Origin of the sequence: Thalassobacillus cyri, assembly GCF_900107755.1 — a bacterium.
In the GTDB taxonomy this organism is placed as follows: domain Bacteria; phylum Bacillota; class Bacilli; order Bacillales; family Halobacillaceae; genus Thalassobacillus; species Thalassobacillus cyri.
Genome location: NZ_FNQR01000003.1, coordinates 53,522 through 77,292 on the forward strand (window position 1 = coordinate 53,522; position 23,771 = coordinate 77,292).

Below are 23,771 nucleotides of genomic sequence, written 5' to 3' on the forward strand. Positions count from 1 at the left end.
TTACACCCTCTACTACTCGAATTTTGGTGGTTCAGCCGGCATGATCCGCTTATGAGCTGACTTTTTATGGAGCGATTCAATGATTTCCTTATCTTTTTCAGCAACCTGTTCCCCTTTCAGATAAGCGTCAATGGTGTGATAGGAAACACCCATTTCTTCTTCATCCGTTTGACCTTCCCAAAGCTCAGCACTTGGTTTTTTCTCCACAACTTGAGAAGGAACTCTCAGATAGCGAGCCATTTCACGTACTTCCCCCTTTGTCATATGAATGAGAGGCACAAGATCGACACCGCCATCCCCGTATTTAGTAAAATATCCGGTGTAATGCTCAGGAGCGTTATCCGTTCCCACTACCAGGTAACCGTAATTGGCTGCAACAGAATAGAGCGTACTCATCCGAAGCCTCGCCTGCAGGTTAGCTCCATTCAACTGGGCATTTTCTTCATTCCAATCCTGATTTCCTTGTAGTTGCTCCTGTATTTCGTTGTAAGTCGTTTTATAACTTTCCGTCAATTCGATACCGATCTTTTTTAGATTCGCTCCTTCTACTACTGCAATTGCGTCTTTTTGATCCTCCACACGCTGATTAATTGGAAGGATTACTCCAATAGAATCTTCAGGAAATGCCTGCTTGATCAAGTAAGCCACAACCGCAGAATCGATACCGCCGCTCACACCGACTAATGCACCATTCAATCCGGCATCGTTCACTTGTTGTCTTATCCATGAAACCAAGTGGTCTACTCGTTTTTCCATGTTCATACTATATCTCTCCTTATTTAGGTCTATAGCCTCTATTTCTATAACAATAAGTTCCTTAAATACCGTGATTCTAAACATTCATGTTTACCTATTGATCGGAAAGGCAATATTCGTATAAAGATTTGTCATGTTAGGGGGGAGAGTATGCCTATTAGGTTTAAGCGCGCTATTCAATTCAGCATGACATTAGCTACTTTAATATTAATCATGACCCTCGTGTTCATGCAGGTGGAGAACTATACATTTTTCGAAAGTTTCTGGATGACAATCGTCTCTGTACTGGCAATCGGTTATGGGGATATGGTGCCAGTCAGCAATGCAGGGAAAATTTTTGCTATGTTTTTAATCCCTGTAACGATGGGGTTTTCAACTTACTTATTGACATTTATCGCAGCATCCATGATTGAAGGTCGACTATCAAAAAAGTGGGAGAGAAAAAAGATGGATAAGCAAATCAGTCGAATGAACGATCACTATATCATTTGTGGATATGGTCGTGTCGGGGAGCAAGTGGTGAAAGAATTCTCCCAGCACAATTATCAGGCAGTCATCGTCGATAATGACGAGGGAGCTGTAGAAGGAATCCCGGAAGACATCCCTTATATCATTGCAGATGCTAAAAAGAATGCGGTACTTGAGCATGCAGGAATAGAGAAAGCAAAAGGTATCGTCATTACAACAGCCGATGATGCGACTAATGTATTTATCACGCTGACAGCCAAGGGATTGAATGAGGATATCGAAGCGATTGTAAGAGCAGAAGCATTTGAAACGGAAGATAAAATTAAACGGGCGGGAGCTGATCATGTTGTAAACACCAGCGACCTTGGCGGAAGAAGAATGGCACTTTCCATGATTAAACCGACCAGCATGCATTACATTGATTCCATCATTCATGCTGAATCCGATCACTATCAAGTGGAAGAAATAAAAATTTCTCACGGCTCTTTCCTTACCAACAATAAAGTGACCGAATTGCCTTTGCATAAGGAGTACGGTGTTTCGATCCTAGGCGTTCAACGTGAAGGAGAATTTATCAGTTTAGCGGATAAAGATTTATCTATTCAACCTGAAGATATATTGATCATATTCGGTAATTCCGATAATATCAAATCCTTCAAGCAGAAAACTACAGCATAATCAACCTCCTTGGAACAAATGACTTTAAAAACTTTTCATCCTGCGGGATAATAACAGACAGATAATTAATTATTTGCAGTCGTTTTAAAGGAGTGCTGATTATGATAGAAAAAGAACGGCAAGTGCTTGTCATATTCCCCCATCCAGATGATGAAGCTTTCGGTGTATCAGGTACCATCGCCTCTTATATCAACCAGGGAACACCATTGACTTATGCTTGCTTAACCTTGGGTGAAATGGGAAGGAATCTTGGAAAGCCGCAGTTTGCCAACCGCGAAACCCTGCCGCTAATCAGGAAAGAGGAATTGAAGCTGGCCGCGAAAGCGATGGGGCTTGAAGACTTGCGAATGATGGGTTTCCGCGATAAAACATTAGAATTTGAAGATGATGAAAAAATGACCCAGCTGGTTCGTGATTTGATCCTTGAACTTCATCCTTCATTGATTATTACGTTTTATCCAGGCTACGCCGTCCATCCAGACCACGAAGCTACCGCAAGGGCGGTCATCCGGGCTGTCCGTGAATTTGATCCGGCTGAACGTCCGAAACTCCATTGTCTGGCTTTTGCCAATAACACCTATGAGGAATTAGGCGCACCGGATGTCATCAATGATATTGAAGCGGTCAAAGAACAAAAACTGGATGCCATGCGCGCCCATATTTCTCAAACGGCCCGCATCCTGGAAATGATTGAAGAAGGTATGAAAGTCAATGATCCAGAAGCATTGAAGTGGGTCACGAAGGAAAGCTTCTACAGCTATAAATGGGAAAATGATCAGGTAAAATAAATGCTGTCCAGAAGGGCAGCATTTTCTTTGTATTGTTTCACCTTCCTATCAGCAGGGTAAACAATTAATATCATTATTCGGAAAGGAGCATGTTACCAATGGCAGATAAAAAAGGGCTCAGCGATAAAGTAAAAGCAGGCGTTTCAAAAGCAAAAGGTGAAATGAAGGACCAGGCAGGTAATGCTAAAAATGATCCGAAGATGCAGGCAGAAGGTAAAAATGAGAAAGATAAAGGTGAATTTCAAAAGAAGAGCGGTCAGATGAAAGATAAGTTCGATAATAAATAGGCAATCTCCTACCAATCAAGTAGTTCATTTTGGGGGTGCAACATACACTTTGTACCCTTTAACTGAACTGCTTTTTTATTGAAAGGCTCTGTTGTTTAATTTTATAAGAGCCTTACTCAATTAAAGGGCCGTAAAGTCGAAGACTTGATTTCGAGATATTGTAAGAAGGGAAGGGACGTAGGGGAACGAGTCGCTTTCCACGGGAGTTCGCTGAGCCTCCTCAAGCTGACGCTCTGTAGGGTCTCACCTGGAACTCTATTTCCGTTGGAGTCCCCCGTTCCCCTACGCCCCTTGCCACAAAAGATTATCGAAATCACCCTTGAATGTCCTTATATAATGTTTGAGTGATATCCTATCACAATCACGGACTGATCGTACTTTCTGGTTCAAAAGCACACTATTCTTGATAGACGTTTTGAGATTCTCACAATCATATGGTGGCAGGGAAAACGGAAACCGTTTCTCTCGAAATTGAATCTTCAATTAAAGGGAGCTTAACTGTAACATCAACACTGCCATCTAATTAACAAAGCCTTTTTTAACCCAAACTACATTTATTTTCATAATGGTTTGGGTTTACGGACAATCCCTATTATCCCAGCTACAATATAGAACAAGCCGGCCACCACTCCGACACCGACTGTTATTACCGTTGCGATTACTGCTGTAACAATCAATAATATACCTGCAAGTTTCGGCTTTTTATTCCCCTTGATAAAATAAATGGCTACGACCCCGATCAATAAGGCAATTATACCCGTAATAATAATGATCATCGCTCCATCCGCGATCCCTTCTATCATCTGATCGACATTAATCTCCTCCAGATTTGCCTCCGGATCTTGTTGTATCGTACCTTCCAGACTTTCCCGGAATTCAGGGTTGTCTTTAACATTTACAACAATACTCAGCATTCCGGCAATCAATCCGTATAGAACGACCCCGATTCCCGTCAGGACGATTTCAGCTGTACGTTTCATATTGCGTTCTTCTCCCCTTTATAAAATTTTTCATAGTCATTTCAGTCTATTATTAAACAGAGTATCATATCAGTCCGTGATTTTTTCAGCAGAAAGACTGATAAATTAATCTCAAATATAAAAAAGCCCCCCGACCGGATTACTCAGTCGGGTGGGCTTTTTGATTACTTTTCAACATTTTGAAGCTTCTTCTTCTTCGCTTCTTTCTCACGCTCGTTCTTGTTCAAGATCTTTTTACGGATACGGATGGATTCTGGAGTAACCTCACAGTACTCGTCATCATCCAGGTATTCGATCGCTTCTTCAAGCGTTAGCTTACGTGTCTTTTTAATAGTATTCGTCGTATCTTTGTTAGCGGAACGGATATTGGTCAAGTGCTTTTCTTTCGTAATATTGACTGTCAAGTCATTATCACGGTTATGCTCTCCGACCACCATCCCTTCATACACCTCTGTACCAGGCTCGACAAAAATTGTACCACGGTCTTCGAGGTTCATGATACCATACGTAGATGCTTTCCCTTTATCGAGGGAAACAAGTACACCTTGTCGACGACCGCCTACTTGTCCCTGGACAAGTGGAGCATAGCCATCAAACGTGTGATTCAGGATTCCATAGCCACGAGTCTGTGATAAGAATTCAGTCGTGTAGCCGATCAAGCCACGTGAAGGTACTAAGAATTCCAAACGGACTTGCCCGTTGCCATCATTGACCATATCTTGCATTTCACCTTTACGATAACCAATAGATTCCATGACAGCGCCCTGGTAGTCTTCCGGTACATCAATCTGAACACGTTCAACCGGTTCACAAGTAACGCCATCGACTTCCTTCAGGATGACTTTTGGCTTGGATAGCTGCAATTCAAATCCTTCACGACGCATATTTTCTACTAAAATAGAAAGGTGAAGTTCGCCACGGCCTGAGACTGTCCAGACATCCGGAGATTCGGTTGGTGTTACACGCAAACTGACATCTGTCTCTAATTGTGTCATCAAACGCTCTTCAATTTGACGGGAAGTTACATACTTACCTTCGCGTCCGGCAAATGGACTGTTGTTGACAAGGAAAGTCATTTCAAGGGTCGGCTCATCAATTCGAGGGATCTCCATTGCCTCTTGATGATCAGGAGGACAGATGGTTTCCCCTACGTTGATGTCTTCCATACCAGAAATCGCGACGATGTCTCCAGCTTGTGCTTCCTGGATTTCAATTCGCTTCAAGCCTATGAAGCCGAACAATTTCGTCACGCGGAAGTTTTTGACAGATCCATCTTTTTTCATCAATACAACCGACTGGCCGACTTTGATACTGCCGCGGAAAATACGACCGATACCAATACGTCCGACGTAGTCATTATAATCAAGCAAAGTCACCTGGAATTGCAATGGCTCGTCTGAATTCTCGTCCGGTGCCGGGATATTATCCATAATGGTCGTAAACACCGGGTCCATCGTTTCTTTCTGAGTATCCAGCTCAGGTTCTTCACTGGAAGTACCATTCAAGGCAGATGCGTAAACAACCGGGAATTCCAATTGATCTTCATCGGCGCCAAGCTCAATGAAAAGGTCCAGGACTTCATCTACGACTTCATCAGGACGGGCACTCGGGCGGTCAATTTTATTCAATACGACTACAGGAGTCAATTTTTGTTCCAGCGCTTTTTTCAATACAAAGCGAGTCTGAGGCATACACCCTTCATAAGCATCTACGACAAGCAAAACACCATCGACCATTTTCATGATCCGTTCTACTTCACCACCAAAGTCAGCGTGACCTGGTGTATCCATAATATTAATACGAGTATCGTTATAATTAATCGCGGTATTTTTAGCTAAAATAGTAATGCCGCGTTCTCTTTCTAAATCGTTGGAATCCATTGCGCGTTCGTCCACTTGCTCATTGTCACGGAACGTACCGGAATAGCGTAGCAGCTGATCCACTAAAGTAGTTTTACCGTGATCGACGTGGGCGATGATCGCGACGTTACGAATATCGTTTCTGTGTTGCATGGTGCACACACTCCTCTTTAACAGTTAGAAAAACTTAGCTTGTCGCCAAGTCCTTATAGCAAAAGCATTAGTCTTTCTGTACATGAATCCTTTTATTTGAGTTAAATCTACTTAAAGCACAAAAATTATTCAACTTTTCTATTATAACACACTAATCACTATGATAATACACCTATCTTATATTTTGCTATTATCTCCATTCGCAGTACAATTAAAACAACTAACACAAAGCAGGTGTTGTATATGTTATCTTACACACAAATCAAATGGCTGATTTTACTTGTCCCGGCAGTAGCAATCGGTTTATGGGAATATATACGTCATGAATTCTTACTTCCTTATCTATCTATGAACGCAGGTAATCTCCTCTCCCCTTTCATAGTGCTGGCCATTACACTGCTTGTAAAACAAGCGACTATTCCATATTCTTGAAAGACATCAAGAAGAACTGGAAGAAGAAAAAATGAAACAAGCTGTCATGGAAGAGAGACAGGCGATCTCACGGGAACTTCATGACTCGATTTCACAGTCCTTATTTTTACTCGGAGTCAAAATAAATAAATTACGTGATCGGGAAGATAATGAAGAAAAACAGTGGCTGCAGATTGATAACACCATTATGGGCATCCAAAAAAATGTCCGGGAATCCATCAAACAATTAAGAAAGCCTGAGCCTGTCATCCAGAAATGGGATGCTGCTCTGCAAGAATTGATGGAACACGTAAAAGAAACACTTCCGACAGTCCGTATCGAAAACGTTTGGAACTTGGACGATGAGATTTGGAATATGGAAGAAAAGGTTCAGGCTTATTTCATAATCAGAGAAGCATTAACCAACATCATCAAACACGCCAACCGGGTTGAGCACGTGGGCCTTTACGGTATAAATACAGACAGCGGCTGGGAATTTCAAGTAGTCGATGACGGTAGCCCTTGCGAAATAGATACCCCAAAAGCGCCCCATTATGGAATGGATATGATGAGGGACCGAGCAAATCAAATGGGTTGGGAATTCTCTTATGAACGGGTACAAGATAAAACAATCGTCTCTGTCCGTAACGAAGGAGGAAACATTTGACTATGTATCATGTTGTGATTGCAGATGACCATGAAGACGCACGGGAGGGTATCCGTGAAATATTAAGTACTTTTCCTAACTACCAAATCGCTGGAGAAGCTGTTAACGGGGAAGAAGTAGTTGAGATGGCAAAAGAACTGCAACCAGATTTGATATTGATGGATATCCAGATGCCCACGATGGATGGGCTGCAGGCGACAAAGTTCATTAAAGACCAATGGCCGCATATCAAAATCATCATTCTTACGGTCTCTGATGACAGCCTGCATCTTTTCGAGGCATTGCGTGAAGGTGCTCAGGGATATCTTTTGAAAAATGTGAACCCTACCGATTGGGGCAGCTACATTGATGCTGTCATGAACGAAACAGATAGCTTTTCGAAAACCCTTGTGAATGAAACTCTTCAGACCTTGGTTGAAAATAAACAGACGACGAACCGTCCTCCCTTAACGGAACGTGAGATAGAAATCATGAGACTGGCAGTCACAGGGGCAAAAAACAAAGAAATATCCCAGCAATTGCATATATCGGAAAACACAGTAAAAAATCACCTAAAAAGCATGCTGAGAAAGCTCGGCATCAAAAACCGGGTGGAATTGACCCGATTGGCTTACGAAAATGGATGGGTAAAGTAAACCGATTGTCACAAAGTTGCCACAAGGATAGCCCGACGGGGTCATAGTTTTTCAAAAATCGACGTGTTAAGCTATATGAGAATGTAATTATTTTCAAATAAGGGAGCCATCATGATGAAAAAACAACTTTTATTTTTAGGTCTATTCATTACTGCTATTGTTCTTAGTGCCTGTGGCGGAGATCAATCGGGAAATGCTGAAGAAGAAGACGGCATGGAACCGATGCTTGCGACCAAAGTCGTCATGCCAGAAGATATCCAGCCAAACGAAGAAGTCACTTTCCAGGCTAAAGTGACTCAAGGGGAAGAAGCAGTAGAAGATGCAGACTATGTAAAATTTGAATTCTGGGCCGAAGGGGCATCCGAGGAAGATCACGAAAAAATTGAAGCAGAACATAAAGGCGACGGTGTCTATGAAGTCTCCTATACCTTTGAAGAAGAAGGGGCTTACTATCTTTTCGCCCACACCCAAGCACGTGACATGCATGTCATGCCTAAGAAGAAGTTTCCTGTCGGGGATGTGGAAATTACCGAAGACAAGAAAGACGATGATATGGAAGGCAATGGCGATAGCCATTAAACCGATCACCCGCTTCCGAAAACCAGAGACAGAAAAAACGACGACGATGAATAAGAGCTATAAAGCAGACCTGATTCCGGTCTGCTTTTTGCATTTATTCTTTTATACTTCCATAAATCCGATCATATTCTTCAGCACTTCTGATATCCAGGTCCGTAAGTCCTTTCGCATTCCAGGAAGTCAGCTTCATGGTAACTACTTTATAATCAATATGGATCAAAGGGTGATGTTGGATTTCCTCGGCATACTCCGCTACTTGTTCGACGAAATGAATGCCTGACAAGTACCGTTTGAAACGGTAACGCTTCACAATCCATTTATCGTCTTCCAGCTTCCAACCTTTCAGCTTACTTACTTCTTGGTTCTTCTGCTGATCTGATAGTCTTTCCACTATTCATCCTCCTTTACCAAAGATTCTCAATTTGATGCAGCAGCTTCAGTTAAGCTGAGAAACTCCTCTACATCAGCGGTACACAACTTAAACGCATCTTCCCAGAATTCCTCTTCTTCCAAGTCCACCCCTAAGTGTTTCATAGCCAGGTCTTCCACTCTCATTTTACCGGTGTCCTGAAGCAGTGAACTATACTTATCTTCAAAACCTTTCCCTTCTTTCGCAGCTTTCGCATAGATCCCCAGGCTGAACAAATATCCGAATGTATACGGAAAGTTATAGAATGGTACGCCGGTAATATGAAAATGGAGCTTGGATGCCCAAAAATAGGGGTCATACTCACCGAGCGCTTCTTGATAAGCCTCCTTTTGAGCATCGACCATCATTTCATTCAACCGGTCGGTTGGAACCATTCCTTGCTTCCTCTCCTCATAAAAACGAATCTCAAATAAAAACCTTGCATGGATGTTCATAAAAAATGCGACACTCCGCTGTACTTTATCCTCGAGTAATGACAGCTTTTCAGCTTCTGTTTTAGCATTCTTCACGGCAGCATCAGCAACGATCATTTCCGCAAATGTAGAAGCGGTTTCTGCTACATTCATCGCATACCCCTGATTCAAAATTGGAAGATCGTTCATGACATGCTGATGATAGGCATGGCCAAGTTCATGAGCCAGTGTGGCTACATTAGAAGCTGTACCAGAATAAGTCATAAAAATTCTCGTCTGCTTACTGTCTGGAAAACTGGTACAAAAACCTCCCGGCCGTTTCCCCGAACGGTCCTCCGCTTCAATCCACCTGTTTTCAAAAGCCATTTTAGCAAAATCAGCCATTTTCGGGCTGAACTTACGGAACTGTTCTACAATAAATGCTGCCCCTTCATCGTAAGACATCGTTTGTTCGGTTTCTTCAAGGGGAGCCCCAACATCATACATACTTAGCTTATCAAGTCCCAATAAATCCGCTTTTCGCTGAAGGTAAGTTTTATAAGTATCTTTATGTTTAGTAATCGCTGTCCACATGGCATCCAACGTTTTCCCGCTCATGCGATTGAAATCGAGTGGTTCTTTCAAAACATTCTTCCAGCCACGGTGTTTGTATGTCTGCAGTCGGAAACCTGCTAAATGATTGATTGTTTCTGTGAATAAATCACTTTGCCCCCGCCATGCTTCCTTCAGCTTTCCTGCCACTTCCTTCCTCACTTCACGATTAGAGGAACTCAATTTATTGGAAGCCTGCCCTACCGATAACTCCTTACCTTGAAAGTCAATCGTCATTTTTCCTACCATACTGTTATACATTTGTCCCCAGGAATGATAGCCATCAACACTCAAATCATTGATCAATGATTCTTGCTCCAGAGGAAGCTTTTCTTTGGCTCGGCCGCGGCGCTCATCCAATACGAATGCGATTGGAGCGACCATTTCCTGTTGTAATAACCTGCTCCAACTGTCTTCGTCCACCTGGATAAACTTCTGGTCCAACTTTGTAAGAATGTTACCATATTGAGCTCCGAGTTGACTCCGTTTTGCCAGCCACTCCTTTGCTTTAACGTCCTTAACATTTTGCGCAGTCAAACAGCTGACAAATGCACCGATTTCTCTGATTCTCTTGGTGACGCTTTGTAATAGATCAACTACCTCCATCATCGTTCCTATACCTGATTGATAGCTTGGCAATTGGAAATCAACTACTTCTTTATCCAGCCGCTCCAATAAACGCTCTGTTTCCTGCACATAATTTCTAAGTTCCTTTGACTCGCTTCCACCTGGGAATATGCTGTCGAGATCCCATCTCTGATTATATGTATTCATTGCAGGAGCCCTCCTTTTATCCTTGGTACGACTCCCATTATATAGAAATTTCTGAAAATTTTCTACTACGTACTTGCTTAACAAAATAAAAAACCTATGTTTTTATATTTGCATAAACATAGGTTTACATGGTAACTATATTATTTTCGACGAGAGGTTCAGAATCAACCGTTTCGATAGTAAAATGATATTTTCCTTGCATATAGCCCGAATCTTTCAATGAAGCAATAAAACGCTCTGCTTCTGTTTTTGTTTGGAAACATAAATCCACTTTGCTTTCACTACATAAAAAGTTAATCTCGGTTTTTTTATTGAACCATGCAACTACCTTATAGCTCACTTATATTCCCCCTCCACACTCTAAAAATTGTGAAACGATCTTAAACTTGTTTCTGCAACGGGAGGTCTGTACGATGTAGTGAATACGAATGTTTAATTATATTTCTATATTTTTATTAAGTATGTATATTTTAACATTATCCGACTTCCTTTTTATACTTTTTAACAAAGAACAGGTGATAAGGCTTATTTTATATAACAAAGTTTTCAGAATATTATTATATAGATAGGTATTAAGGTTCAGAGGATAAGGATTGAAGCAAATTTTTTGTAGCGTTAAAATGTTTGCTTCATACTAAAATGACCAATTCCCAGGAGTTTGATAATAATGAAAAACCATACAGGCTTTCAAAAAATGATCAAGCCCGGCTACCTCTCTTTTGGCTTGTCCATTCCAATCGAGAATTATGGCAAACAGTCACCTCGTATGGATAATCAAATTGAAATGGCACAGCTTGCTGAACAAAAAGGTTTTACAAGTTTATGGCTGCAGGATGTCGTGTTAGAGGACCCTACCTTTGAAGACCCTGCGACTGGTCAGATATTCGATAGCTTTATTTACCTCACCTACTTGGCCAGTCATACTAATTCTATTAATTTAGGTACAGCTGCCATTGTATTTTCTTTACGCCACCCGTTACGAACCGCCAAAGAGGTGGCCAGCATCGAACGATTATTCCCAGAGCGCTTGATGCTGGGCGTCTCATCAGGGGACAGACGGAAGGATTTCTCAGGGTTGGATATCCCGATTATGGAACGAGGCCAGTGGTTCCGGAATGCCTTTCACTATTTCCAAGAGGTGCTTTACGGAGAATTCCCAACGATCGATTCCCTGTTTGGCAAAATAGATAAAGCCAACCTGGTTCCAAAACCCACAAAAGAAATTCCTCTTTTCCTTACAGGGTATGCCCAGCAAACCCTCGATTGGATTGCCCAAAATGGACATGGATGGATGTTCTACCCACAACGTCCTGAGCAGCAACAGGAAACGGTCGCTAAGTATCGCGAACTTGTGGAGAGCTACTCTCCTGGGGCGTTCCGAGCGTTTCTTATGCCGCTTCCGCTCGACTTGATGGAAGACCCTAATCATCCCTATGAAAAGATCCCAGCTGGCTACCGAACCGGACGGAACAACCTACTGGATATTTTAGCTGAATATCAAGACGCAGGTGTCAACCACATTTTCTTTAATTTGGCTCAAAGCAAACGCCCGGCAAAAGAGGTAGTAGAAGAACTTGGTGAATATGTACTTCCCCATTTCCAGTGGGAATAAATTGGAGGAGGCAAATCGAAATGGGTACTAATCCTAAGCTGCTTTTATTAGGAACTTTTCATTTGGAAATGAACCCGGACCTGGTAAACCACCACCAAAAAGAAATAAGCAGAATCACCCAGTCGCTTAAAGCGTTTGAACCTACAAAAATAGCAGTAGAAAAAACATTTCTGCTTAAAAATGAACTCAATCGGAAACTTGAAGCGTATAAAAGCGGCAATTTTAAACTTGGATACGATATAGTCGATCAACTCGGTTATCGCCTTGCTGAACAACTTGGCTTGGAGGAGGTTTTCCCGGTTGATGAAGATGTGAACATGAACGCTCCGTCGCTGAACCAGGTGTTCAAATGGGCAGAGAATTATCAGCCAGGGTTACTTCAGGAAATCGCAGAAATCCAACAACAATTAGTTGCATACACTCATGATGATGAGCCATTAACCCAGCTTCAAGCTATCAACAGCCCTGAATACCGGAAATTGATAGGAAAACTGTATATGAAGCTCGCTTTGGTAGGTGACCCTCAGCATCAAGTAGGCGCTGCTTGGCTTAAACAGTGGCATCATAGAGACTTAGCCATTTTTGCTAATGTTAGCCGAATAGCAGCCCAAAGCGACCGTATGTTGCTTATGATTGGAAAAGACCACCTGCCACTTCTCTCCCACTTCTTCGATGCCAGCGGAGAATTGGACATCGTTCATACACTTGATTACTTGCCTCAGGAGAAATAACAGACCCTCCACTTGTTTACGAAGTGGAGGGTCTGTACAGATTATTGTTCCGGCGGCTTTTGCTGGTATCGTTTTTTTCTTAACCGTTCAAGAATTTTTTTGCGATTAATGTGGATGGTTTTAGGTTCATATCCTTCACTGGCCCTGATGTCTTCATTGGAGGCTTTCATAAACGATAACGCCAGCATGAACATGATGAAAATCAGTGGAAAACCACCAACAATACTCGCTGTTTGTAAGGTGCCCAGTCCACCAAGGAACATCAGCGCTAATGGCAGCAGACATAAAGCAAATGCCCAAAACAATCGGTTCCAACGCAATGGTTCATTTTCTACTTCTTTTTGAACTACCGCAGATAAAATATAAGAACTGGAATCAAATGTCGTGGCAAGAAAAATAATCGCCAGTACCGTGAATATCAACACCATGAACTTGGCTAGCGGCAATTGTCCGATAATCGCTATTATCGCAGCAGGAGCGCCGTATTCATTCATATAACCAATGGCATCAAAGCTGCCTGTCATCTGTAAGTACAACCCGAAGTTCCCCATGATACCAAAAAATAGCACACACCCAAGCGTCCCATATACCATGGTACCAAGCACCATTTGGCGGATCGTACGGCCTCTGGAAATACGAGCGACGAATAAACCGACAAACGGAGCATAAACGAGCCACCAGGCCCAGTAGAAAATCGTCCATCCTTCAGGAAATCCTGTTTCTTCAAAGGCTCCTATATCACCAAACGGTTCGGTCCATGTCGCCATTTTAAAGAAGTTATCCATTAAGATTCCGATACTGTTCGTGGTTGTCTCTGTTAAAAAGCGGGTCGGGCCGAACAAGAAAATGAATCCTAGTAAGAATAATGCCAGCCATAAATTGATGTCACTTAGCAGTTTGATCCCTTTTTTCAGACCGGAATAAGCACTGAAAGCAAATATTGCCGTACATAATAACAGAATGAAGGTTTGCATCGTCATATCCGCTTCCAGACCAGTCAATTCACTGATCCCTTCAGCAATCATAGGAGTACCAAGTGCAAGTGTGGTACCTGCCCCACCCATCAAACCAAACATGAAAAGAATATCGATGATATGACCGACCGGACCGTCTACAGTCCGACCTAATAAAGGACGGCATGCCTCACTGATTTTCAGTACAGGTTTCTTACGAACATAATAAAAATAGGCGATCGGTAGTGCCGGAAGCGTGTAAATTGCCCATGCAATAGGCCCCCAGTGGAAAATGCCATAAGCCGTCGACCATTGGATCGCTTCTTTCGATTCCGGTTCAATGCCGAAAGGAGGGCCTTGATAGTAGTAAGCCCATTCGATTACAGCCCAATATAGAATACTCGAACCTATCCCGGCAGCAAATAACATCGCTGCCCAGGAGAAGGAATTGAATTCAGGCTTTTCTCCTTCATCTCCTAATAAAATGTGGCCATTTGCACTAAAGGCTACAAAAATCAAAAATGCAAATACCAGTAAACCCATGATTAAGTATAACACCCCAAAATTAGAGGTCATGAATGTATTCGCCTGATTGACAACTTCCACGCCAGCCTCAGGGAATATAATAAGTGGAACAACGACCCCAAGCAATAAGACAAACGCCCCTATAAATGTAGGCCAATCAATTAATTTTGTATTCATTTAAAACTTTCCCTTCATATTTTGTTATCCTTACTGCACAACACCAGGAAACCTGTTTAAAAATAAATAATTTGGGAGGAAATGCGTGATAAATGGAAATCATACACCTTGTTACGTAACCAAGGAGTAACTTTATCAAAGATGAAATACATCGACAAACCTCTTAAAGTTTCTTATACCAGGTTATAGAGTAAATAACACACAATAAGTGTATTTATGTCGAATATACATAATTTTTGTCGAGAATGGAGGTGTGACTAATCCCGGCGCCAATCGGACCTTCCAAATCATAACCCTGTTATTTATTGGAATCGGACTCTAGATATCCGTCCAGTCGGAGACACCGGTAACCAGGCTGCCTGAATATATGACCTCTAGCCCTGCTATTAAGTTTACTCTATTTTTTCCCCTTTTATTAATTATTTGGTTAAGACAGGAATGTACGAGGTGGAATTGACGTTGGCAAATGACGCCGAGGGGACGTTCAACAAAACGTTGACAATCATGAGTGAATGGACGAGAAGAAACCCTTATACTATTACCATATGGAATAAAAACATGCTTTGTGGCTTGGCACAGCCGGCAGTCTAATTACCGTACTGCTACTATGAGGAAAGGAAGTGAAGGTTATGCGTAAGTGGAGAAACTGGGATGAATGGTTCAATCCCTTGTATTTCCCACTAATAACAGCTATTCCAATTGAAATATGGCTGTTGATTCTGATCCAGAGAAAAGCCTGGAGTACAGTGGAATTGACCACTTTTATTATTGCGGCCCTGTTTCTAGTCTTTGCGGGGATCGTAGAAATGAGTTCGGAGGAAACAAAACATCGTACGTTCGGCCACCTTTACCTGGGAAGTTCTGTGATTTTTGGTTCATTAGGATATATGTTTTTTTAAAAAATACAGCGCTTCTCCAGGTTTCAAATGAAAAATAGCCACGGTAAAATCATCGGAATCATAATGATAAGTGTGACCGTCAACCAGGGAATAGAGTTTTCTTGGGTCAATTGTTTACGGTAAGACATCCCCCATGCCAAGAGCAGGAGAAAAGTTACAATGATGCTCTGTAAGTGAAAAGTATCGTCTTTATTCATCATAAAAATATATAGACCCCCTTCAATGATCAGCAAAATACCGACCAATGAATTAAATATATGGGTGAAACGTCTGCTCACACTTGTCCACTCCTTGTATGGTTAAATTCAGTTATATTATATCATTCGCTTAAAACTTTATAGAAATACTTTTGCTTTTACAAGGTAGAAACATTAAAATTGGATATGACAGAAAATTCCCTTAATTACTTATCTAGAAGGAGGAATTATAGATGACACGAAACCTCACGTGCCGGTCCTCGGTATATTCTTTAAGTAAAGACCACTCTCCTGCTATCCACGTACAACCAGGAGAGAGGATCACCATTGAGACATATGATTGTTTTCAGAATCAGATTCAATCAGAAAAAACAGAAATCAACGCAATTGATTGGAATCAGATCAATCCAGCTACTGGACCGGTTTACATTGAAGGGGCAGATCCTGGAGACATATTGAAGGTGAAGATCGATAGACTGGAAATCGGGGAACGCGGTGTTATGGTCACTGGTAAAGACCTCGGCGTCTTAGGCAGTTATTTTGAAGATTTCGATGTCAAAATTATTCCGATTCAAGATAACCGAGCTATTTTTGATGACAAACTTTCCTTACCTTTAAATCCTATGATTGGTGTCATAGGAGTAGCTCCTGAGGATGAAGAAGTAAACTGTGGAACTCCTGGTGCACATGGTGGAAACATGGATACAAAGTTGATTACGGAAGGTGCCGAGTTGTATTTCCCTGTCTTCGCGCCGGGCGCTTTGTTCGCTACAGGTGACTTCCATGCTGCTATGGGTGACGGTGAAGTCAGTGTGTCGGGAATTGAAGTCCCAGGTGAAGTAACCGTAACCTTTGATGTTATAAAAAACAAATCGCTTTCTTACCCACTTGTAGCGAATGAAGAGGGTATAGCCTTACTTGTTTCTAAAGAAACATTGGACGATGCGGTCCATACAGCTGTAGAGCAAATGGCAGAACTGTTGCTCCCACACACCGATCTTACACTTTCACACCTCACCATGCTGATGAGCGCAGCAGGAGAAGTCCAAGTGAGTCAGGTAGTAGATCCGCTTGTGACAGCGAGATTTTTTGTCCCTGACCACATTTTAAAGGCGTATGATATTCAGTTATTTTAAACAACATAAGCCAACTCCACTTCCTGGGAGTTGGCTTACATGTTTAATAAGTTATCCATCCTTTCTGTACGTTGGTAAGGTTTGGCATCATATTTAAGTACTTCCCAGTGATCGGTGTAAATTAAAATTTCCACTAGATTCTCCTGCTCATTTTCCACTGTCAGTCCAGCTTCTACTGCCTGAATGTTAGAAATGCTTCCCTTAGCAGCCTCTGACTTCTTTAGCACCGTCAATATTCGTTTAATTTCGTTCTTATCTTCTATTACATACCCCTCATAATCTCCAGAAATATTATGAAACTTCATCGTTAACGGTCTTTTATACTCCCACCAATCATGCGGGGTAACCGAGTCTTTCTTGAATGTAAACGGAGTATATAAGTATTGGGTGTCGAGATAAATATATGCTGCTGTTAATATAACAAGTAAAGTGATAAAAACTGTTGCTATTCTTTTCAACCAATCCCTCCCTTGTCTATGTATGTAAGAAAAGATATTTAATTGGTTATACGTGTAAATCCTCCTTTTCGTTTCATGGAAAATGAATTTTTCTTATGAAATACAACCGCTATTCTCTATATGGTAATGTCTGAAAGCCACAGGTTTTGTTAATAGAGTCTATAAATAATAAAGTCTACCCTAGTGACAGGATAGACTTTATAGCATTATTATTGAAAGGTATTTTCTTGTTTGAGCGGTTTAGCGAAGCCAGTAGATTTCTTCACAAAACCCCAGTGCTCATAGACGCTGTGCGTTGCAGCCCTTTCTGGTCGATTACCACTATTCAATATTACAGCACCAGCACCTTTCGCTTTTCCCCACTTTTCTGCCTGATCAAAGAGCTGTTTACCAATTCCTTTTCCTCGATGCTCTTCATCTACAACAACCGCTACTACTCTTATGTATGTATCATTCCCCTCATACCGGAATCCATGAACCATTCCTATCATCCCCAACAGGCGTTCATTCTCTTCATATACGTACGTTTGATAATCGGTCTTCATCTTTATTTTCGCAAATCTTACGGCCATTTCCTGTTTAGTAGTGGGATAGCTTAACACTGTCATCAGCCTTGCTAATTCTCCCACATCTTCTAGTTCCGCCTTACGAATCATATTTGTCCCCCTCTAAAATAAAAGCCCTCCCCTGGATAGAGAAAGGCTATACTTCAATATTCATTTGGATTTTGTTCCCTCAAAACTCTCCCACTTCTCTTGTTTGTCTATTTGTGGGCTTTGGACTTGAAATGGAATTACCGCCAGAGCAATACCTATGACAATTATAAAAGCAATTCTCTTTATCCAGTTCACGTTTTGCCCCCTATGCAGATTATTAATTTAAGCTTATCATATCCCAACCTTGGTAATAAGGATAAAAAAGTAATTTTTTAAAAGCAGGTGACATTTGACGGCCACCTGCTCTAACTTGTTGTTGATTATGATTGCTGCTTTTCTTTTTGTCTTAATTCTACTCTTCGGATTTTCCCTGAGGTTGTTTTCGGCAATTCTGTGATGAACTCGATTTTTCTAGGGTATTTATATGGAGCCGTCAGTTCTTTGACATGATCCTGCAGCTCTTTGGTCAAGGATTCATCCCCATCCACATCTTCCTTCAGAACGATGTACGCCTTGACGATATTGCCACGGACTTCATCCGGGCTTGCCACTACAGCACATTCCTGGACAGCAGGATGCTTTACCAATGCATCTTCTACTTCGAAGGGTCCAATCGTGTAGCCAGAGCTGATAATGATATCATCACTTCTGCCTTCAAACCAGAAATAACCTTCTTCGTCTTTAGAAGCCTGATCCCCTGTTACATAATAATCGCCGCGATACGACATCTTCGTACGTTCCGGGTCCTTGTAATACGCTTTGAATAAAGCAGGCGTTTCTAAATGGACTGCAATATCTCCAACCTCTCCTGGTCCTACCGGCTCTCCCATCTCGTCGATGATTTCTACCCGATTTCCAGGCGTTGGTTTCCCCATGGACCCTGGTTTGACATCCATGTCTTTCATGACACCGACAAGCAATGTGTTTTCTGTTTGGCCATATCCGTCCCGCACAGTGACATTGAAGTGTTTTTGGAAAGTATCGATGACTTCCCTGTTCAATGGTTCACCGGCTGATACAGCACTATGCAATGCAGGAAGATGATAATCACCCAGGTTGTCCACTTTAGCCATCAAACGATATTCAGTTGGTGTACAACAGAGGACATTCACCGTATAGCGCTCTAATATACTTAAATAGGTTTTAGGATCAAATTTACCCTGATAGACAAGTCCGGTTGCCCCGGAACCAAGGACAGATAAAAACGGACTCCAAATCCACTTCTGCCAGCCAGGACCTGCCGTAGCCCATACTGTATCTCCGTCTTGAATACTAAGCCAGTTCTCAGCAGCTGTTTTCAAATGGGCGTAACCCCATCCATGCGTATGGACCACACCTTTTGGATTGCCGGTAGTTCCGGACGTGTAGGATAAGAAAGCCATATCATCCCGCGTAGTATCAGCCATGTCCAGTTCAGACGAGACTTTTTCTTCCTCAAGCAAATCATCAAGGTACGTCCAGCCTTCAACAGCTGCACCAACCGTAAACTTTTTGAGTGAACCTATTTCTTTAATATCATCAAACTGTTCCGTATATGGATGGAAGCTCACAACCCCGCTTACCTCACCATGTGAAATTCGATATTGCAAATCTTTCGCGCGGAGCATTTCAGAGCTTGGTATGACAACCAACCCAGCTTTTAAAGCCCCGACATATACCTGATAGGCTTCTATCAGGCGAGGGATCATAATTAGAACTTTATCGCCTTTTTTCAAACCCTCTTGTTTGAAAGCGTTACCAATTTTGTTGGCATTTTGAATCAGTTCTGAATATGTAATCTCTTTTTGATTTCCCTGATCATCTTCCCACTGCAAAGCTTTGCGATCAGGTTCCTTTGCAAACTTTTCAATTTCACTCACTACATTATAAGATTCTGGAGCTATCAACGATTCTCTATCCATGGTACATCCCCTTCCCCAAAATAAAGTAACATTATCCACCTGTATTATATCAAACAATTCACAATTGTTGAAATTTAAATAGGAAAGGGATTTTTAAGAAAGTTGGACTGGTGTTAAACAAGGGAATTTTGAGAAGGGTAATTCATTTATTCAAAAGGTTTTGTTAAACGTGTTTGTTTCATAAAAATCTTATACAGCTATAGGGCCGAATTGTAGAAAACTCAGTTTCAAGATAGAAGGGCTTCTTTAACAAAATAGTGTCAGGGGTGGCTTGGAAACTACTCGCTTTCCAGCTTCATCGCCTAGACACTCGCGACATAAGCAGTCCATCAACGGGAAGAAAGAACCCTTCCCTTTTGCTGTTCTGCTTATGCGTGTCGTATCTCCCAAGGCGATTACGCATTCATTTCTTTCCTGTGGGGGAACTGGCAAGCCTCCTCGGTCGTTTCACGACCTGTGGGGTCTTGCCTAGCCCCTTCTCCCACGGGAGTCTCACCGTTTCCCCGCCACCTTATCCATATTTTGACGAACGAACTCTGTGTTGTGAGAAGATATCTTCCACATTTCCTGCATGACAAGACCTTATGATTGAGGAAACAAGACCTTTTTAATGGTGTTACGCTGGATAAATGATACTGGCTACCGATGTTTCCGTTACTTTTATAAAAGCAAGGAGGGCCGGAAAATTGCGAGACTCCTCGAAAATGCTACGCATTTTCTTCGTGCGGTGTTTATTCAAAAAGCTTATTCAAAGTTCTATGGGAAAATAGTACATGGTGAGATCCCGCAGGGCTTTAGCCCGAGGAAGCTCACCGTACACCCATGGAAAGCGAGTGATTTCCCGGACCTCCAAACGCTCACCACCATAACGGAAACAGTTTCTCTCGAAACTGAGTCTTCAACAAAAGGGAGCTTTAACTGTAAAGTCAACACTGAGATTTAATAGACATACATATTCCAGCCAATAATGTGTTCATTTCAAGGAAAGTAAAAAGCCGGCTGAAACCTTTACGTTTCAGCCGGCTACATCCACTATGCCAGACGTTTGAAGTTTTCCCCGAGAATTTCGTTCATCGAATGAACCGTAACAAAAGCCCTGTCATCAATCGAAGAAATATATTTCTTCAGTCGAGTAAAATCTTTTCTTCCCAAAATCGTCGTTATTACCTCTTTGTCTTCATAATTAAAAGCGCCGCGGGCTGTATGAATCGTAGCTCCTTTCCCAAGGGTCCTGACAATAAATTCACGGACTTGTTCACTTTCTCTGCTGATAATGACAATTTCATTTTTATGGTCGAATTGTTGTAGAGCGTAATCTATGACCAGACCGTTTAAGATCACTCCGAAGAATGCGTACATACCAACAGTCGGTCCAAATAAGAAAACAGAAGATGCAGCAATTGCAATATCAGACATTAATACGCCTTTGCCGACTTCAAAGGAGAAGTACTTGTTCATGATCATTGCGAGAATATCAGTACCTCCTGTGGATGCTCCCTGGTGGAAGACAATCGCCATCCCGGAGGCAGCAATGATTTGTCCAATGATCAGTTGGATTAAGATATCATTGCTTAGAGCTGATTCCATCGGATAAACCACTTCCAGCCCCCATACCATGAAAGAGAGCGCAAAGCTCGCATGGATGGTCTTGGCACCAAACTGAAAGCCGAGAAAGATAATACCAACTATGAATAAAATAATATTTAAAATCACCATGATGATACCAAGCGATACTTCAGGAAACACCTTATTCAATACAATCGAGAGCCCACTGACCCCACCAGTTGCGAGATCGTTTGGAGATAAGAAAAAATGTACGTTAATCGCAACAGCAAATGCACCAACATTTATTAGTAAAAATGATAATAATTTTTTAAGCATCAGAAAGCCCCCTTGTTGAATTTTTTCGTTTTACAATTCCCGTTTCTTTTTTCAGTACAATCGGGATTATAACGAGGCTTTCATTGTTTGTAAACAGCTATGCAACAAACTTTATAAAAACTTTCATGTAAGCGATTTAAGCAGTTTCACCATTCATAATTGTAAAAATCTTTTAACTGCACCTTCCTCATTTCCCAGGAAATATGTCGAAAAAAAACAGACCCATAAGGATCTGTTTTTTACCTATTTGATTGGAAATAGAATGGTAACCGATGTGCCTTCTCCTTCTTCACTAGCGTAGCTTATTCTACCACCTAAATCGTCTACCATCTTTCTCGTAACCATGATGCCTAATCCTGTGCCATCTTTTTTCGTAGTGAAGAAAGGTTCTCCGAGCCGTTTGAGTTTTTCTTGTGACAGACCTTTTCCATCGTCCGAAATTTTGATTAATGCTTCTTCGTCCTCGCAGACTACATCAACCCGGATTTCCCCATGGCAATCTACTGCCTCAATTGCGTTCTTAATAATATTTATTAAAATTTGCTTAAACCGGTTCGGATCCGAATGAATAGCCGAATCGGAACAGGCAATCGATGTGTGAATCGATATATCTTTCTCTGAAATCAGTGATTGATACAGTTCAATAACGTAATCAACTGTCTGTTTAATATTCACCTCTTCAATTTGGATAGACGAGGCAGGCTTAGCGAGCATCATAAAATCATTCACAATCGACTCGATTCGATTTACTTCACTTAACAACAGTTCGTTATAAGACTCTCGTAAATCAGGATTAGCCGTTCCCAGCTGCATAAACCCTTTTAATGCGGTCAGAGGATTTTTAATTTCATGAGCTATTCCTGCAGACATCTGTGTAATAGCAGAAAGTTGCTCAGACTTCCGCATGAATGATTCCTTTTCCTTCATCTCAGTAATATCTTCACTAATTCCGACGATATACTTTTCTTTCCCATCCTGCACTGGAAATCCTCTGGTACGGATCCATTTCACTTCATTTTCGGGTGTGGTAATCCTGTATTCAATTTGAGAATTTTCTTTTCTCATTTTACGGTAGCCGTCTCTGATGTAAGAATAGCAATCAGCATCTGCTATTTGTTCCCACCAGGTTAAAGGATCTTGCTCCCTTTCCTCCAGTGGAAGGCCGAACAAGTCCCTGAAGCGTGGACTGACATAAATCAGCTTTGCAAAAGATTCATCACATATCCAAAATACATCTTTAATATTATCAGCCAGCAGAGAAAAACGTTTTTCCGCTTCTTGTAAGGCATGCAAATACTTTTTCCTGACCGTTACATCCTGAATGAAAATAGTAAAACCATCATCCGTAGGGTAGATGGTGATTCGGGCATACATTTTCCGCTCTTGCATATAAGCATCGAAGGTTACCGGTTGTTCCATCTCTAATGCCATATAATAATGTCGGTAAAACAGGTAGTAATCACTAATCGGGTATAACTGCCATAACTTATGTTTGTAATGGGACTGCAAATCCTTCCCTAGCATTTTTTCCATTTGCGGATTTGCATACGTCAATTCCCATTTCTTGTTGATTAAAGCTAAACCATGGGGGAAGTTTTCAGTTATAGCTTTCATTTGTTTGTGCAATTCTGCAAAATTCATATCTGGAGGGTTGTCCAAGGTTCTCGTTTGATTTTTAGTTCTTAATGTAAATTCTTCGGAGCTTTCCTTTACCGTTGAGGTTTGTTGAATGTCCTTGGTGAAAGGCAAACGGTGGGGTATACTGACTTCTTCATCTTGATATAAAGGATCAATGACTACAACGATTCGCCGATGGGATAGCTGTTTAAATGCACACCGCACCCATTGATGATTTTCTTTGAAGAGAAGGCGCGCTTTGCTGTAAAGAGTCTTTTGTTTGGTTACATGCTTCAACGAATGCTGAATGCCGAATTGGTCATACACGTAAAACAAATCCACCCAATCATCCAGGTGAAGTTGTTCCTTTGCATAACTTTCTTTCTGCAAAGAACGACTGCATGTTACCGTCTTCGTTTCCAGATTAATTAGACAAACATTCTGATCGATTAAATCAAAAAGCGCTAAAACGTCACTTTCCTCCAAACCACAATGCATCCTCTCAATTAACATCAATGGACTACCTCTTTCCTTTTGATACTTAAGGTAACGATAATAT

Annotated in this window: 26 protein-coding genes; 12 read left to right on the forward strand and 14 right to left on the reverse strand. The window is 41.6% G+C overall.

Annotation, left to right across the window (positions count from 1 at the left end):
* Positions 1-12: 12 nt before the first annotated feature.
* The gene (gene nadE / locus BLV00_RS04395; protein ID WP_093043396.1) at positions 13-756 is read right to left on the reverse strand and encodes an NAD(+) synthase; all 744 of its coding nucleotides are present in this window, start codon (positions 754-756) and stop codon (positions 13-15) included.
* 150 nt (positions 757-906) lie between these two features.
* Between nadE and BLV00_RS04400 the strand changes: the two genes are divergently transcribed.
* The 3 genes from BLV00_RS04400 to BLV00_RS04410 all read left to right on the forward strand — a co-directional run bounded on the left by BLV00_RS04400 (position 907) and on the right by BLV00_RS04410 (position 2,977).
* A complete protein-coding gene (locus tag BLV00_RS04400; protein ID WP_093042829.1) occupies positions 907-1,902 on the forward strand; it encodes a potassium channel family protein in 996 nt (331 codons plus the stop codon).
* Positions 1,903-2,003: 101 nt separating this feature from the next.
* Positions 2,004-2,690, forward strand: a complete 687-nt coding sequence (bshB2, locus tag BLV00_RS04405) for a bacillithiol biosynthesis deacetylase BshB2 (protein ID WP_176791319.1) — start codon at positions 2,004-2,006, stop codon at positions 2,688-2,690.
* 98 nt (positions 2,691-2,788) lie between these two features.
* Entirely contained in the window at positions 2,789-2,977 is a 189-nt protein-coding gene (locus BLV00_RS04410) for a CsbD family protein (protein ID WP_093042831.1), read from the forward strand.
* Between the two features lie 560 nt (positions 2,978-3,537).
* Here the strand turns inward: BLV00_RS04410 and BLV00_RS04415 are convergent.
* Together BLV00_RS04415 and typA are read right to left on the reverse strand one after the other, a co-directional pair.
* A complete protein-coding gene (locus BLV00_RS04415; protein WP_093042833.1) occupies positions 3,538-3,957 on the reverse strand; it encodes a DUF4064 domain-containing protein in 420 nt (139 codons plus the stop codon).
* Between the two features lie 164 nt (positions 3,958-4,121).
* Positions 4,122-5,969, reverse strand: a complete 1,848-nt coding sequence (gene typA / locus BLV00_RS04420) for a translational GTPase TypA (protein ID WP_093042835.1) — start codon at positions 5,967-5,969, stop codon at positions 4,122-4,124.
* A gap of 243 nt (positions 5,970-6,212) precedes the next feature.
* On the opposite strand from typA, the gene BLV00_RS04425 reads away from it, so the two are divergent.
* The 4 genes from BLV00_RS04425 to BLV00_RS04440 all read left to right on the forward strand — a co-directional run bounded on the left by BLV00_RS04425 (position 6,213) and on the right by BLV00_RS04440 (position 8,261).
* Positions 6,213-6,401, forward strand: a complete 189-nt coding sequence (locus BLV00_RS04425; RefSeq protein WP_093042837.1) for a hypothetical protein — start codon at positions 6,213-6,215, stop codon at positions 6,399-6,401.
* Positions 6,402-6,432: 31 nt separating this feature from the next.
* Positions 6,433-7,047, forward strand: a complete 615-nt coding sequence (locus tag BLV00_RS04430) for a sensor histidine kinase (RefSeq protein WP_093042839.1) — start codon at positions 6,433-6,435, stop codon at positions 7,045-7,047.
* A gap of 2 nt (positions 7,048-7,049) precedes the next feature.
* On the forward strand, positions 7,050-7,682 hold the full coding sequence (locus tag BLV00_RS04435) for a response regulator (RefSeq protein WP_093042841.1): 633 nt from the start codon (positions 7,050-7,052) through the stop codon (positions 7,680-7,682).
* 114 nt (positions 7,683-7,796) lie between these two features.
* Positions 7,797-8,261: a FixH family protein gene (locus BLV00_RS04440; protein ID WP_176791320.1), complete on the forward strand. Its 465-nt coding sequence runs from the start codon at positions 7,797-7,799 to the stop codon at positions 8,259-8,261.
* 94 nt (positions 8,262-8,355) lie between these two features.
* On the opposite strand, the gene BLV00_RS04445 is transcribed toward BLV00_RS04440, so the two are convergent.
* From BLV00_RS04445 to BLV00_RS04455, 3 genes are all read right to left on the reverse strand, one after another.
* Positions 8,356-8,652: a 4a-hydroxytetrahydrobiopterin dehydratase gene (locus tag BLV00_RS04445; protein ID WP_093042845.1), complete on the reverse strand. Its 297-nt coding sequence runs from the start codon at positions 8,650-8,652 to the stop codon at positions 8,356-8,358.
* A gap of 26 nt (positions 8,653-8,678) precedes the next feature.
* Positions 8,679-10,469 carry a M3 family oligoendopeptidase gene (locus tag BLV00_RS04450; RefSeq protein ID WP_093042847.1) on the reverse strand — a complete coding sequence of 597 codons (1,791 nt, stop codon included), beginning with the start codon at positions 10,467-10,469 and terminating at the stop codon, positions 8,679-8,681.
* Between the two features lie 124 nt (positions 10,470-10,593).
* Positions 10,594-10,809, reverse strand: coding sequence for a hypothetical protein (locus tag BLV00_RS04455; protein WP_093042849.1), 216 nt, complete (start codon positions 10,807-10,809; stop codon positions 10,594-10,596).
* 327 nt (positions 10,810-11,136) lie between these two features.
* Here BLV00_RS04455 and BLV00_RS04460 point away from each other — a divergent pair, with 327 nt between their 5' ends.
* On the forward strand, positions 11,137-12,081 hold the full coding sequence (locus BLV00_RS04460) for an LLM class oxidoreductase (RefSeq protein WP_093042851.1): 945 nt from the start codon (positions 11,137-11,139) through the stop codon (positions 12,079-12,081).
* 20 nt (positions 12,082-12,101) lie between these two features.
* Positions 12,102-12,812 carry a DUF5694 domain-containing protein gene (locus BLV00_RS04465; RefSeq protein ID WP_093042853.1) on the forward strand — a complete coding sequence of 237 codons (711 nt, stop codon included), beginning with the start codon at positions 12,102-12,104 and terminating at the stop codon, positions 12,810-12,812.
* 41 nt (positions 12,813-12,853) lie between these two features.
* Here the strand turns inward: BLV00_RS04465 and BLV00_RS04470 are convergent, their stop codons facing one another.
* Complete coding sequence (locus BLV00_RS04470) at positions 12,854-14,467, reverse strand: BCCT family transporter (protein WP_093042855.1); 1,614 nt, start codon at positions 14,465-14,467, stop codon at positions 12,854-12,856.
* A gap of 459 nt (positions 14,468-14,926) precedes the next feature.
* On the opposite strand from BLV00_RS04470, the gene BLV00_RS22485 reads away from it, so the two are divergent.
* Together BLV00_RS22485 and BLV00_RS04475 are read left to right on the forward strand one after the other, a co-directional pair.
* Positions 14,927-15,058, forward strand: a complete 132-nt coding sequence (locus BLV00_RS22485; RefSeq protein WP_281242977.1) for a hypothetical protein — start codon at positions 14,927-14,929, stop codon at positions 15,056-15,058.
* Positions 15,059-15,096: 38 nt separating this feature from the next.
* Entirely contained in the window at positions 15,097-15,366 is a 270-nt protein-coding gene (locus tag BLV00_RS04475) for a hypothetical protein (RefSeq protein ID WP_093042857.1), read from the forward strand.
* 23 nt (positions 15,367-15,389) lie between these two features.
* Here BLV00_RS04475 and BLV00_RS04480 read toward each other — a convergent pair whose 3' ends face one another.
* Positions 15,390-15,644 carry a hypothetical protein gene (locus tag BLV00_RS04480; protein WP_093042859.1) on the reverse strand — a complete coding sequence of 85 codons (255 nt, stop codon included), beginning with the start codon at positions 15,642-15,644 and terminating at the stop codon, positions 15,390-15,392.
* 152 nt (positions 15,645-15,796) lie between these two features.
* Between BLV00_RS04480 and BLV00_RS04485 the strand changes: the two genes are divergently transcribed.
* Positions 15,797-16,699, forward strand: a complete 903-nt coding sequence (locus BLV00_RS04485) for an acetamidase/formamidase family protein (protein WP_093042861.1) — start codon at positions 15,797-15,799, stop codon at positions 16,697-16,699.
* Positions 16,700-16,734: 35 nt separating this feature from the next.
* Here BLV00_RS04485 and BLV00_RS04490 read toward each other — a convergent pair whose 3' ends face one another.
* The 6 genes from BLV00_RS04490 to BLV00_RS04515 form a co-directional block, all read right to left on the reverse strand.
* Positions 16,735-17,157 carry a hypothetical protein gene (locus tag BLV00_RS04490; RefSeq protein ID WP_093042863.1) on the reverse strand — a complete coding sequence of 141 codons (423 nt, stop codon included), beginning with the start codon at positions 17,155-17,157 and terminating at the stop codon, positions 16,735-16,737.
* Between the two features lie 209 nt (positions 17,158-17,366).
* The gene (locus BLV00_RS04495) at positions 17,367-17,813 is read right to left on the reverse strand and encodes a GNAT family N-acetyltransferase (protein ID WP_143030679.1); all 447 of its coding nucleotides are present in this window, start codon (positions 17,811-17,813) and stop codon (positions 17,367-17,369) included.
* Between the two features lie 60 nt (positions 17,814-17,873).
* Positions 17,874-18,008, reverse strand: a complete 135-nt coding sequence (locus tag BLV00_RS22490; RefSeq protein ID WP_281242978.1) for a hypothetical protein — start codon at positions 18,006-18,008, stop codon at positions 17,874-17,876.
* A gap of 125 nt (positions 18,009-18,133) precedes the next feature.
* Positions 18,134-19,714: an acyl-CoA synthetase MbcS gene (gene mbcS, locus BLV00_RS04500; RefSeq protein ID WP_093042865.1), complete on the reverse strand. Its 1,581-nt coding sequence runs from the start codon at positions 19,712-19,714 to the stop codon at positions 18,134-18,136.
* A gap of 1,032 nt (positions 19,715-20,746) precedes the next feature.
* On the reverse strand, positions 20,747-21,595 hold the full coding sequence (locus BLV00_RS04510; RefSeq protein WP_093042869.1) for a YitT family protein: 849 nt from the start codon (positions 21,593-21,595) through the stop codon (positions 20,747-20,749).
* Positions 21,596-21,838: 243 nt separating this feature from the next.
* Entirely contained in the window at positions 21,839-23,725 is a 1,887-nt protein-coding gene (locus BLV00_RS04515; RefSeq protein WP_093042871.1) for a PAS domain-containing sensor histidine kinase, read from the reverse strand.
* Between the last annotated feature and the right edge of the window lie 46 nt (positions 23,726-23,771).

What these genes read in the sequence shown, in the direction of transcription:
- BLV00_RS04440 (WP_176791320.1), top strand. Translation starts at nt 7,797, where the DNA reads ATGAAAAAACAACTTTTATTTTTAGGTCTATTCATTACTGCTATTGTT.
- typA (WP_093042835.1), bottom strand. Translation starts at nt 5,969, where the DNA reads ATGCAACACAGAAACGATATTCGTAACGTCGCGATCATCGCCCACGTC.
- BLV00_RS04410 (WP_093042831.1), top strand. Translation starts at nt 2,789, where the DNA reads ATGGCAGATAAAAAAGGGCTCAGCGATAAAGTAAAAGCAGGCGTTTCA.
- BLV00_RS04400 (WP_093042829.1), top strand. Translation starts at nt 907, where the DNA reads ATGCCTATTAGGTTTAAGCGCGCTATTCAATTCAGCATGACATTAGCT.
- BLV00_RS04435 (WP_093042841.1), top strand. Translation starts at nt 7,050, where the DNA reads ATGTATCATGTTGTGATTGCAGATGACCATGAAGACGCACGGGAGGGT.
- BLV00_RS04510 (WP_093042869.1), bottom strand. Translation starts at nt 21,595, where the DNA reads ATGCTTAAAAAATTATTATCATTTTTACTAATAAATGTTGGTGCATTT.
- BLV00_RS04485 (WP_093042861.1), top strand. Translation starts at nt 15,797, where the DNA reads ATGACACGAAACCTCACGTGCCGGTCCTCGGTATATTCTTTAAGTAAA.
- BLV00_RS04495 (WP_143030679.1), bottom strand. Translation starts at nt 17,813, where the DNA reads ATGATTCGTAAGGCGGAACTAGAAGATGTGGGAGAATTAGCAAGGCTG.
- BLV00_RS04460 (WP_093042851.1), top strand. Translation starts at nt 11,137, where the DNA reads ATGAAAAACCATACAGGCTTTCAAAAAATGATCAAGCCCGGCTACCTC.
- BLV00_RS04475 (WP_093042857.1), top strand. Translation starts at nt 15,097, where the DNA reads ATGCGTAAGTGGAGAAACTGGGATGAATGGTTCAATCCCTTGTATTTC.
- BLV00_RS04470 (WP_093042855.1), bottom strand. Translation starts at nt 14,467, where the DNA reads ATGAATACAAAATTAATTGATTGGCCTACATTTATAGGGGCGTTTGTC.
- nadE (WP_093043396.1), bottom strand. Translation starts at nt 756, where the DNA reads ATGGAAAAACGAGTAGACCACTTGGTTTCATGGATAAGACAACAAGTG.
- BLV00_RS04465 (WP_093042853.1), top strand. Translation starts at nt 12,102, where the DNA reads ATGGGTACTAATCCTAAGCTGCTTTTATTAGGAACTTTTCATTTGGAA.
- bshB2 (WP_176791319.1), top strand. Translation starts at nt 2,004, where the DNA reads ATGATAGAAAAAGAACGGCAAGTGCTTGTCATATTCCCCCATCCAGAT.
- BLV00_RS04430 (WP_093042839.1), top strand. Translation starts at nt 6,433, where the DNA reads ATGAAACAAGCTGTCATGGAAGAGAGACAGGCGATCTCACGGGAACTT.
- BLV00_RS04425 (WP_093042837.1), top strand. Translation starts at nt 6,213, where the DNA reads ATGTTATCTTACACACAAATCAAATGGCTGATTTTACTTGTCCCGGCA.
- mbcS (WP_093042865.1), bottom strand. Translation starts at nt 19,714, where the DNA reads ATGGATAGAGAATCGTTGATAGCTCCAGAATCTTATAATGTAGTGAGT.
- BLV00_RS04450 (WP_093042847.1), bottom strand. Translation starts at nt 10,469, where the DNA reads ATGAATACATATAATCAGAGATGGGATCTCGACAGCATATTCCCAGGT.
- BLV00_RS04515 (WP_093042871.1), bottom strand. Translation starts at nt 23,725, where the DNA reads ATGTTAATTGAGAGGATGCATTGTGGTTTGGAGGAAAGTGACGTTTTA.
- BLV00_RS04415 (WP_093042833.1), bottom strand. Translation starts at nt 3,957, where the DNA reads ATGAAACGTACAGCTGAAATCGTCCTGACGGGAATCGGGGTCGTTCTA.